Here is a 12,622-nt window from a genome sequence, read left to right on the forward strand (position 1 = left end):
ATTCTCCACCCCTCCGGCATCCTTATCTGCCTGTGTAAGCGTATATGTTGCTGTATAGATAGCCGCTTCGCCGGGGGCAAGCGTACCTTCCTCACTCGTGCCACTGTTGGAAACAAAGGCTGGGACCGGAGCTGTGCCGGTGCCGCTGAAGTCAGCCTCGGCTAGCGTGATGTTCGTCATTGTCACGTTGCCGACGTTGGTCACCGTGAACGTATAGGTTACCGTGTTGCCGTCCGAGGACAACTCGCCTGTCTTGACGAATGACAGTGCGGGGTCAACCGGGATGACCACTTCGGTCGGTACGCCCGGGTCACCCGGCGTGCCGGGGTTGTCCGTATCAGGGGTCGAGGGAACAGGGTCGATCGGCTCGCCCGGTTGGCTCGGATCCGCAGGGTCAAACGGCGGCGTGCCCGTTACCGTGGCTAAGTTCTCCACTTCGCCCGCGTCCTTCTCCGTTTGTGAAATAGTATACGTGGCCGTGCCTGTCGTACTTTTGCCCGGAGCGAGTGTCGTTGCAGTAAGTACAATTGGATTCATGATTTTCGGGTCATCGATAGTGATGCCCTCCATCGTCACGTTGCCCGAGTTGGTAACCGTGAACGTGTATTCTATCGTGTTGCCGTCGGCCGATAATACGCCTGTCTTGGCGAATGAAAGCGATGGATCCGCTGGCACATCGACAATGGTCGGTATGCCCGGATCGCCCGGTGTGCCGGGGTTGCCCGGATCCGGTGTCGACGGCACCGGGGTTATCGGCTCGCCCGGTTGGCTCGGATCCGCAGGGTCGAACGGCGGCGTGCCCGTCACCGTGGCGGCATTCTCCACGTTGCCCGCGTCTTTCTCCGCCTGCGTGAGCGTATAGGTCGCAGTACCTGTAGCGATGTCACCCGGGGCAAGTGTCGTTACAGTAAGTATAATCGGGTTGGTTATCTTCGGGTCGGTCACCGCAACGTCTTCCATCGTCACATTGCCGATGTTCGTCACCGTGAATGTATATTCGATGGTATTGCCATCGGCCGATAATACGCCCGTCTTGGCAAACGACAGCGATGGATCCCCTGGCACATCGACAATGGTCGGTATGCCCGGATCGCCCGGTGTGCCGGGGTTGCCCGGATCCGGTGTCGACGGCACCGGGGTTATCGGCGTGGCCGGGTTGCCCGGATCGGTCGTAGGAGGCGTGCCCGTTACCGCGGCAGCGTTCTCCACTTCGCCAGCATCCTTATCCGCCTGGGTCAGCGTATAGGTCGCCGTGTATACAGCCACTTCGTCAGGGGCAAGTGTGCCTTCCGCACTGGTGCCGCTGTTCGACACAAATACCGGCGCGGGAGCCGTGCCCGTGCCGCTGAAACTAGCCTCTACAAGCGTAATTCCCTCCATCGTCACATTACCTGTATTGGTGACGGTGAACGTGTATTCGATCGTGTTGCCGTCGGTGGACAGTACGCCGGTTTTGGCAAACGACAATAAGGGATCGGCAGGGACGTCAACGATGGTCGGCACCTCAGGATTACCCGGTGTGCCGGGGTTGTCCGGATCGGGGGTCGACGGAACCGGTGTGATCGGCTCGCCCGGCTGCGTCGGATCCGCGGGGTCGAACGGCGGTGTGCCCGTTACCGTGGCGTTGTTCTCAACTTCGCCGGCGTCTTTCTCGACCTGGGTCACCGTGTAGGTGGCTGTGCCGGTGGCGGTTTCGCCCGGGGCAAGGGTTGTGGCATCCAGTACAATTGGATTCGTGATTTTCGGGTCATCGATAGTGATGCCTTCCATCGTCACGTTTCCCGTGTTGGTCACCGTGAAGGTATATTCAATCGTATTACCATCGACCGACACCACGCCGGTTTTGGCGAATGACAACGATGGGTCCGCAGGGACATCAACGACCGTCGGTATACCCGGGTCGCCCGGGGTACCGGGGTTGTCAACATCCGGTGTCGACGGAACCGGCGTTATCGGGCTACCTGGCTGGCTCGGATCCGCGGGGTCGAACGGCGGCGTGCCCGTCACCGTGGCTAGGTTCTCCACTTTACCAGCATCGATGTCAGACTGCGTAATCAAGTAGGTTGCCGTAGCCTTAGCGATCTGGCCCGGGCGTAGGATACCCTCAGCCTCTGCGCTGGACCAGTCATAGGTCAGTCCGCTGATGCCTTGCAAGTCGTCAGTAATCGAAACGTCGGTCAACGTCACGTTCCCAGTATTGGTCACTGTAAAGGTGTATGTAGTCTCCTCGCCCGCAACAACCGGATTGGGCAGCACAGAAACATCAATTTCTTTAATAAAGGATAAAGAAGGTAATGCAGGGATCATCAACACCGTCGGGTCTTCCGGCCCGCTTGGACCTGGGTCGTCGGAATTCTGTTCCTCAATAGGCGTAACAGGCCAATCGCCTTCGATGATAGGCGTAGCGCCAACGGTAGCTTGATTTTCTACGCGTCCGGCGTCCACATCTGTTTGCATAAGCACATAATTTACCGTACCGATGGCGGTCATTCCCACGTCCAAAATATCGGTCGAGGGGTTCCATGTCACGCCACCGACGGTCCAAGTAATAGCGCCTACCTTATCATCTTCGACCACAATATTTTCCAAACCGACATTGCCGGTATTCTCTAGGGTAAACGTGTAAAGAACCCTGTCGCCGGCTTGCTGTGGACCCGATGTTTCAAAAGCCCCTTCCTTCCTCAAGCTAACGCCTGGTTCATAAATCGTGAAAACGTGGTCCTCCACTTCGCCGTCACTGGCAATACCATCGGGCAATAGGACCTCCGAGGCATCGGACGCGAACCGTAAGCGCACGAAAGTAAGTCCACGTTGGATATCAATTGGAATCGTCCACGAAAGCGTAGCAAAACCGGCTACGCATCCGCCTGAAGCCCGTTCGTCCGCATCAAACGTTCCATTGTTGTTGAAGTCAATCCATCCGGCCACCGTTCCAGTACCACTACAAGGAATTTGCTGGGTCAGTGTGTTCCCCCCATGCTCCACGTAGATGTTGACAGGCGACCAGGCATCTTCCTCATCACCATCATCGGCAAAAACTCCACCGTTGTCATCGGCACCAGCGTTATCGCTATATTGCGATCCGCCTTCCGCATCCGGGCCACGTGTCCCCAAAAAACCAGAAAGAGGTGCAACGAGCCCGCCGGGTTCATAATTATTGGTGTTCAAATCTACATCAACTCCAGCACCGATATTATCCGGAGCAAAAATCAGGTCAGGAATCAAATGCATGACATCACCATACGACGCCGGTGCATCACCGAAGTCTGCATTCGGTGCTAATACGCCAATGGCAATTGCGGTTGTACCGCCGCCCAGGATGGTAAAATCAGCTGATACTTCCGGAGCAGGGATATCAAAAGCCAAAAACGATACAGCGGCCGTGCCATTGTCGGTTCCTGGCCCCAATCTTAGTGTTTGTGTACCATCCCCATTATTTGTCTTACGGGCAATATAGCTGCCGGCCCCTATATTCTTGGCCATTTCGACAACATGCCATTGCCCTTCCGCCCTTCCCTGGATGTACTCGGTGCCCGTATTTATTGCTTCCGCATCGGCCATGACAAAGCCCTTAATTGGAAAGGGATCTCCATTTAGTGTTGCAACGGCACGAATGGTAAAAGTCGCAGTTCCATTGGCCCGACTGATACCGTTAATCAGCTGGTTTGCCGAACCTGGGCCATCGATATGGTACAGGTCATCTAGAATATCCCCGCTCCAAGCGCCAGGCCGATACGACCGCAACTGGTCAGACGTAGTCTCAATTGTGAAATCAATCACTAATTCCTGCCCGTCTGCCACCTGAATGGTGACCGATGATGTTGTCCCGTCGGGCAACGGCTGGTTAGCCGTACCATACTGCCCACCACCCCATGTAATCCAAAGCACCTGATCCTTATAAACGCTAGTTCCCTCTGTGGCGTATTGTGCCTGGGCAGTCATAACCAGTGCAATCAGGGACAAAATAAATGTGACAATAGACTTGTAAGTGTTTCTCATCTTATTTTATTAAAAGTCACCACTAAATATTTTTTTTCATTCGTAAAGTGTTAAGGTGGTCATGAAAAATCATAAGCGACCAGCCTAAATACCCTTTCAATAGGTGTAGTTGCGTACCGCCCAAAACGACTTCTATTAGACCGTTATGCTGAAATCAGACAACAACGATGCTGAGCTGTCTATTGCTTTTATAAACGAAATTGAATAAAGCCGTTAAAATAATAGTAGACGTAATCACGATGTCGTCTGGTAGCTGTATAATTCCTTCGATACGTCCTTTTTATCAAATAAATCGCCGTAAAATCAACTTATTGTCAAACGATTCAATCAATAGTTTAGTAGGACGCGTGCAAAAGTATTAGCTTTTGCTTGGGTTCTTTTTGGTAGCGACCAACAACAACATGTTTATGTTATCATCACGGTATCAAATAGCATTTTTATGCTATTCGCAATCAAGTGCGATCCATCAATGCAACCCATCGAGAGGAAAACGGATAAGAATGTTTAGCTTTACGGCCATAGCCCCTTATGTTATCCACTTATTGCAAAGCGTATCCGAAAAAAAATGCTAGCATATATATTTATTATTGTATTTATCGCGATCACACCTACCGTTGCTGCAAGCGCCGACGAGCCGCCCACCATCCAACAATTGGATGCACAATGGAAACAGGGCGGACTGGAGACCCGCCAATATATCAATGCCGTAAACGATTGGATGAACCTCCAATTTGCTGTAGGTGTTCGTTTCCATCGCGATACACTCATCGAGCGGCTCGCTACGTTCCGCGAGCTTGCATGGAGCGCCGATTCGTTGAGTTCCAGTCGCATCAACTATTACATCGACCTGAGCAATAACGCGAATTATGCAAACAGGGAAGGCGAGGGAATCTATTTTCTGGAAAAAGCCGAACAGGAAATCATGGCTGCACATGGCGAAAAGCCGCTCTTGGTTGCCGGACATAAATGCAATATGTACGTCGACAAGCGGAACTACAAGAAGGTTATTGCCACATATGAGCAAGAGCATGATTATATTGGTCAGTTCCCCGAGCTTTTACGCAAAAAAGCAATCCAACTGAACATCGCCGGTAGTTTTATCAATGTGTTGAATCCAACAGCCATAGCGTATGCCAGGCTGGGCGATACCACGCGCCTTAACGAAACAATTGCCCTTGCCGAAAGCATTTATAGTGAGCTAAAAAAGCAGATGAAACCCGAATCTTACAATGGTTTCATTATTAACTTTTACATGAAAAACCTTTATTACCATAAGTATTTCACAGCGGAACACAACCAACAGAAATCGTGGGAAGCACTAAATGGGATGCGAAATGCGTTGTATGTCGATAATGAGGACAAGCAGGCTGGAATGATTCCTCAATTGGCGCCGGTTCTGGAGACGAAGTTGATTGACTATTTCCTTACCTACAAACAAAACGATAGTGCGGCATTTTATATCGCCAAGCTGAAATCGACTCCCGGCGTATTCACCGATCACGATTTTACGCTAAACCGGTTTGAAGCGGGGCTACTGGCCAATCAAGGGAAATACCAACTGGCGTTCGAGCGGGCAACGGCTGCCGTGCACGACATCGACTCTATACAGTCCATCTTGATTAACGATATTGATGAATTGCTCTATGCACACACGGAAGCCGAGTTTAACCGACAGGCATTGCAGGCTGCCGAACAGGAGAAGGCGCGACGCACGACGTGGCTGATCGCTGTATCTATTTTTGCTTTTGCCGTTATGGCCATCGTTTATTTGATGATACGTCGTCGGGAAAAAAAGACCCAAGCCCAGATAGAAAGCCTTAATAACGCTGCCAACATCCAAATAGCCGCCATGGAAGAAATCAAGGCCCAAGCCGTACGCGATGAGCAAAAGCGGTTGGCGCGTGACCTGCACGACGGCCTATCGGCTACTTTGGCGAGCACCAAGCTTCAGCTCGAATTATTGGCTGTAGACGACCAGCCCGAAATCGCGCAGAAGCTCGCCGATATCCGGAACCAGGTGGAGCACGCTTACACCATTGCCCGTGGCAAAAGCCACCAATGGTATGACCCAACCATGGGACTGGAAGAGGCTGATTTCAAAAATCGGATACAACGTTTGTTGGATAGCGCACTCGATGATGACCACTACACCAAGGAAATCCATATTGACGAGCATACGTTCTCTTTGGCGCCACAGGACATTCGAATCGAATTGCTCCGGGTCGTACAAGAAGCCTTGACAAACATCATCAAACACGCAAAGGCACGGCATGTCTCGGTATTGGTGTATCGTGAAGACTCGGCCATGGTACTTTTGGTTTCCGACGACGGCAAAGGTGTCAAATCGACATCAAATCAAGGAATCGGTATCCGCTCGATGGCCGATAGAGCGAAGCAATACGGCGGCCTCCTTACTGTTGATTCCGGTTCCGACGGAACGCAGGTCATCGCTTCATTTCCGTTGAATCCAATGGTTACATCATCATCACATAAAAATATACACCCTTAACTCCATGCAATCATTAGGAAACTCCGTCGCTATCGTCTACGATGACCATCTACTATTCGCAGAAACCTTTTCTGCGGTTCTGGAAAAGCTCCGGCTTTTCAAATCGGTACATATTTTTTCAGATAATGAACAGGCGTATCGGCATTTTCTGGTTAAGCATTTCGATCTGCAGGTCTGTTTATTCCTCGATTATTACCTCCCACAAAATAATGCACTGGTGCTAATCAATGAGACACGTAGGATTAATAAAAAAGCGCGGGTCATTATTGTCAGTAGCATCACTACCCCATCCATTATCACGCATATCCAAACATACAACCCACACGGTTTTATTAGCAAATCCTCTGGCGTAGACATCGTCTTAGATTGTCTGCGCACCATTTCACAGGGCAATCGCTATATGTGCCCGGTGATTCGGGAGATTGCCCCCACCGAACCACTTGCTGCCGACGAAATTCCATTCACCGCCCGTGAAATCGAAATACTCCAGTATTTCGCACAGGGGTTGTCAGTTATTGAAACCGCAAATAAGACTCACCTCAGCAAACACACTGTTGTTGCCCACCGGCGAAAAATGATGAGAAAAGCTCAGGCAAATTCGATTACGGAATTATTGACTTATGCAAGAAACAAAGAACTGATTTGACGATTCCCGAATTGAAAGTTTCATCAAACTCATCTGCAGCGGATCATTAGTATGACAGCACGGTCACTTCCGTTCTGCGGTTGGCCTGATGTTCTGCCGACGAACAGGCGACGCCATTAGCACAACGATTTACTAGTTTAGTTTCACCGTACCCTTTAGCTTCCATACGGTCGCGCGAGATACCCCGGCTCACGAGGTAATCCACAGCCGACTGTGCCCTGCGTTGTGATAAGGCCATGTTATAGGCATCGCTGCCCCGGCTGTCCGTGTGGCTGGAAAGTTCAATCTTCAACGTCGGGTTATCGCGCAGCGTTCGTACCAGTTCGTCCAATATGGCGGCGGCGTCCGGTCGAATGTTGTGTTTATCGAAATCATAATAGATATTCTCCAATTCAAACGTTTTTCCCACTTCAAACATCGGTTCCAAGAGCAAGGCGACCTCCAGGGTATCGGATCTGGTGATCCCCCTGGTGCTTACCTTTGCCGAATCGGCATGGTACCCTTCCTTCTGACCAAGTACGGTGTAAGCCTGATTACGATCCAATACAAACTCAAAGTCCCCCGGGGTACCGCTGCTCTTTTTGGCAATGATCTCCCGTTTTCCGTCAAACAGTGTCACCGCTGCTTCGATGCGTCCGCCGGTCTGCTTGTCTGACGTAGTGCCGCGTAAAAGGATGATGATCTTGGGTTTATCGAACGAGAACGAATAGATATCATCGCCACCCTTGCCCCCACTACGGTTGGACGACAGAAAGCCCCGGTATCCGTTCCCGTCTTCGGAAGTCGTCAGGTAAGCGAAATCATCACCTGCCGAATTGACCGGGTAGCGCATGTTGGTGGGCTTGCTCCAAGATGCCTTGCTACCCGTGGCCTCGAATACATCCAGGCCACCCATCCCCGCAAAACCGTCACTTGAGTAATACAGTGTGCCGTCAGGCCCTATGTTCGGGAACATTTCGTCGCCCGCACTGTTGATGGTCCCTCCCGCATTGGTTGGCTGGCCCCAGCTTCCGTCGGCCTGCAGCAGGCAGTACCAGATATCCGTCCCGCCATGGCCGCCGGGCATATCGCTCACGAAATAAAGCACGTCCCCTTCCCGGGAGAGCATTGCATGGCCGACCGAGTATTCCCTCACATTATTGTAGGGGAACGGCTCGGCCACCCATTCCCCATTTACCTGCGCATAAACATACAGTTCAAGCGCGTTCGTCCGGTATTTGCGGCCACCTTCACGGGTACGGCCACCCTCCTTGCCCACGTGGGTGCGCGTCACGTACAGCGTGCCGCGGTCTGCCGTGGCCGCGACCGGCCCCACATGGTATCGCTCACCGTTGATGCCTGTACCGGCAAATGCCGGCCCGCCAAGTGTACCCGCTGCCGAATGGTCCGCCGTATATACCCGCAGGAATGCATTCCCCGTCCACCCGTAATGCCCGCGGAAAGATCCATCCGTGGCTTCCCCGGTGTAATAAACCATGTTACCCAGCGGGAATACGGAAAATTCCGAAAGCGCCGTGTTCACCGCCGCCTCGTTGCGTAATTTATGCGCAGTTGGCGAGGCCATCCACGACAACGCCGAGTCACAGCCGGCAAGCGGTATTGCGACGGTGGCAATGTCACCGGTTCTATCCACATACGCCTGCAATTGCTTCTTGGCCTCGGCATATTTCCCATTCATTTTCAACACATCCCCGTAGCTGATCAGGTGCGTCGGTACATGATCTTCATGTTGGGAGATCCGAGCGTACCAGTTTTCGGCCGACTCGTAGTCGTTCATCCTCAAATAGCTGTCTGCCAACCGTTCCAAATCCCCCAATCTCGGGTTCTTTCGATCCACCAACTTGATGTACAGCGGTACCGCATTGGCATATTCATAGCGCCGGTACAATTCCTCCGCACGCTCGCGCAGGCCCGGCTGCTCCTGTGAAACCGCTGCCCCGCCCATGCAGATCAGCACCGCGGATAGAAAAATGTGTTGTAACCTGTATCTCATCGTGTTGGTCTGTTGTCTATTGCCTATTGCCTATTTAATGTCTATTGCCCCATTGCCCGCTCCCTAAAAAAACCTCGGGCTCAGCAAACGGGGCTGCTGCCGCCCGAATGTGATGCCCAAGGTGACCTCGTGCGAACCGTTCTGCACGCTGCTCAACCGGCTCACGATGTGGTCGTAGGAATAACCGATGCGAAGGGCATCCGTCACATAAATCTGGGTGACCGCCGAAAACGAGTTCCGCCCGCTCAGGCTGTGGCCGCTCACCCGGCCATATTCACGCTTGAAAACCGTCACACCCGTGCGCCAGCCCGCACCAAGCCAGAACCGCTTGCCGAAAATGAACATCGCGTTCACGTCCAGGCTCGTCGGACCCCTGAAGTCTTCTTTCACCAGTAAACTGGGACGGAAATCCAGCCCCCGGTTGAGGTTGAACAATGCACCGCCGATGAAGTACAGGTGCCGCTTGCGCCGGATGTTGTCCGTGGTGGTGTTGTCCCAGCGGAAGATGTTGTTGCTCTGGTCGCCCGACAATAGGTCCATCACCGACACACCCGCATACCACTTCGGATTGTAATAGTACACCCCGAAACGCACATCAGGAACCCAGTTGCTGATTTTGCCGGCAGGCACCAACTGGTCGCCCCCGTCAATCGGGTCGAGCAATGCCCCCTCAAGGCTGTACTGCGTAACACCAGCCCCGATGCCGAAGCTCAGCCGCTGCGTATCCTCCTCGTTCAGCCGAAGCCGGAACGCGTAGTTCGCATAGGCCGAGGCAGCCGACTGCGGACCGAGTCTATCCGCCGTAACCTGCATCCCAAGCCCATGCCGCTTGTTAACCGGATCGACCACTCCGTCGATGGACAGCAGCCCCGTCCGGGGCGCCCCCTCAAGCCCAACCCACTGGCTCCGGAGACCCAACTGCCCGAACCATTCCTCCTTGTAGCCCGTATAACCCGGATTAACACTCATCGAATTGAAAATGTATTGCGTGAACTGGATGTTCTGCTGGGCATTTACATGAAAGGCCATGAATAACCCCAAACCCAATCCTACTGTTTTTATAGTGCGCTTCATAGTTTTCATCTGCTAAAAAAGGATCCTTATCATTATAACCGTTTGATTAATACCCAGCCTTTGTGCGATTCCCTTACGGCACCCACATGGGTCGTGATCATATAATAATAGGTTCCTTCATTAAGGCCTTGCCCATTCCAATTATTTTGGTAATTGGTGTTGCGATAAACCTCGTTACCCCAGCGGTTTACGATAGTAAGCTCAATGCGGTCGAACCCTTCTATACCCACGATCTCAAACACATCGTTCCTGCCATCGCCGTTCGGTGTGAATACGTTCGGGATTTTCAATGGGCGTGGTGTGACCGTCACCGTTACCGTGGCGGTCGACAGGTTACCGTTCTCATCGGCCACTTCGTACGTGAACGTATCTTCTCCGGTGAAGCCCGTATGGCTGTTGTATGTGATCGTACCGTCAGGGTTGACTGTCACCGTGCCGTTTGCCGGTGGGCTGACGATACGGAGTGTGGCCGGGTCTATCAGGCTGGTTCCTGCCACGTCGTTCGACAAAACAGGGATAGTGGTATTGCCCCCTGATTGCACCTGAGCCACGTCATCGTTGGCTTCCATTCCGGCTTCCACCGTGATGACGATTACCCCGGCAATCTTATTACCGTATTCATCCTCCACCTCGAACGGTATCTCTACCGGTACGCCGACAGGTGCATCCGGACCGGGCGTGACAATGATGTTGCCATCCCCGTCAACCGTGGCCGTAAAGTGTTCCGGCGTATCCGGGAAGGTGATGCTCGGGTTGCCGTCCGTGCCGGGGGTAACGATATCAGTGATCGGGATGGTCACAGGCGTCTCAGGCGTGGTCACACGCTCGGCATCCTCCACCGTTGGCGGATCGACAACCGTGATGGTCACCGTTGCTGTCGAACAATTGTCAGGATTGACGAGCTCGCAGATCGTGTAAGGGAACTCGTAGGTGCCCGCAGGGGTTTCCGGCGATACGGTAATGGTGCCGTCCGGGTTCATCGTAAGGTTATCCGTCGGATTGCCATCGCTGTCGGTGGGCGTGCCGGGGGTCAAAGTGATGTCATCCGGGTCGACAGGGTCGCCGTTCAGGGTATCGTTGTCAAGTACCGACGGTGTGGTGCCGCCGTCAGCACCGTTAACCGGACCTAGGTCGTCGTCATTTGCCTCGATGGGCGCAGCCTCGACAACTACCGTCACCGTCGCTGGGTCGGAGCAGTTGTCCGGGTTCAGCTCCTCGCAGATCGTGTAGTCCAACGTGTATTCGCCCGCAGGGGTACCCCGGGATACCGTAACCGTACCGTTGGGGTTCAGTACCACGCCCGGAACCGGGGTGCCCTCCTCGTCGATGAACGGAACCGGTGCGGTCACTTCATCTCCGCCAACATTCAGTGTGATGTCATCCGGGTCGACAGGGTCGCCGTTCAGGGTATCGTTGTCCAAGACGCTCGGCGTAGTGCCGCCGTCCGTGCCGTTGACCGGACCGAAGCCGTCATCGTTGGCTGCTATCGGCGCAGGTGTTACGGTAATGGTTACCGTGGCCGTCGAACAGTTGTCCGGGTTCAGTATTTCACAGATCGTGTATTCCAACGTGTAATCTCCCACGGGGGTACCCGGTGCGACCGTTACCGTCCCGTCTGGGTTCAGGGTCAACGGTGAATCCGGATCTGGATTGACTTCCGCCAGGGTAACATCATCCGGGTCGACAGGATCACCGTTCAGGGTGTCGTTGTCCAGTACGCTTGGCGTCGTACCTCCGTCATATCCGTTGACCGGACCGAAGTCGTCATCATTCGCCTCGATCACCGGTGGGTCGGCCATGACTGTAACCGTTGCCGGATCATCCGGCTCAACAGTATCCCCGTTGGGGCCTTCACCGGCAGCCGTGGCCGTGTTCACGAAACTGCCGTTTTCCAGATCAGCTGGCGTAATTGTATAGATCGTGATAAATGTCTCCATTGCTCCCGGTACAAGGCTTGCTATCGTTTCGGACAAACCCGTCAGGGCGTCTTCCACCTCAATGTCACTTAATGTAACATTTCCTGTATTGGTCACTGTGATTGTGTATTCAAGTTCGTCACCTACCGCACTGTAACTCGTTGTGGCTGCATCGCCGTTGATACCCGTCAATGCTTTCACCAAGGTGAAGGCAGGTACCTGCGTACCCGGCGTGGTCACCTCACCGTCTGTTGGATCCTCAGGACCCACCGGGTCGCCGTCAGGGTCCTCGCCCGTAGCAGTAGCCACATTCAGCACACTGCCGTTGTCAAGGTCAGCCTGCGCAACAGTGTATGTGGTAGTAAAGGTCGCTACGCCGTCAGGTCCTAGGCTTGCAATCGTCTGGTTGAAGCCCGTCAGCGGATCGGTGACGTTGACATTGCTTAATGTCACGTTGCCCGTGTTGGTTACCGTGATCGTGTATT

The 12,622-nt window shown here is 53.3% G+C and carries 6 protein-coding genes; 2 read left to right on the forward strand and 4 right to left on the reverse strand.

Translation table 11 applies throughout. The features are described 5' to 3' along the window. Positions 1–3,999 (reverse strand): CshA/CshB family fibrillar adhesin-related protein (locus IEV98_RS01135; RefSeq protein ID WP_188504103.1); only part of this gene is annotated, 3,999 nt, incomplete at its 3' end. 565 nt (positions 4,000–4,564) lie between these two features. Here IEV98_RS01135 and IEV98_RS01140 point away from each other — a divergent pair. Next, entirely contained in the window at positions 4,565–6,508 is a 1,944-nt protein-coding gene (locus IEV98_RS01140) for a sensor histidine kinase (RefSeq protein ID WP_188504104.1), read from the forward strand. Positions 6,509–6,512: 4 nt separating this feature from the next. Then, positions 6,513–7,154, forward strand: a complete 642-nt coding sequence (locus IEV98_RS01145; protein WP_188504105.1) for a response regulator transcription factor — start codon at positions 6,513–6,515, stop codon at positions 7,152–7,154. Between the two features lie 46 nt (positions 7,155–7,200). On the opposite strand, the gene IEV98_RS01150 is transcribed toward IEV98_RS01145, so the two are convergent. From IEV98_RS01150 to IEV98_RS01160, 3 genes are all read right to left on the reverse strand, one after another. Further along, entirely contained in the window at positions 7,201–9,147 is a 1,947-nt protein-coding gene (locus tag IEV98_RS01150; RefSeq protein WP_188504106.1) for an OmpA family protein, read from the reverse strand. Between the two features lie 63 nt (positions 9,148–9,210). Further along, the gene (locus IEV98_RS01155; RefSeq protein ID WP_229738505.1) at positions 9,211–10,221 is read right to left on the reverse strand and encodes a PorP/SprF family type IX secretion system membrane protein; all 1,011 of its coding nucleotides are present in this window, start codon (positions 10,219–10,221) and stop codon (positions 9,211–9,213) included. Positions 10,222–10,253: 32 nt separating this feature from the next. Next, positions 10,254–12,622: CLIPPER-2 domain-containing protein (locus tag IEV98_RS01160; RefSeq protein WP_188504108.1), on the reverse strand; the 2,369-nt coding region annotated here is incomplete at its 5' end.

It is taken from the genome of Parapedobacter pyrenivorans, from assembly GCF_014636865.1.
Lineage (GTDB): Bacteria > Bacteroidota > Bacteroidia > Sphingobacteriales > Sphingobacteriaceae > Parapedobacter > Parapedobacter pyrenivorans.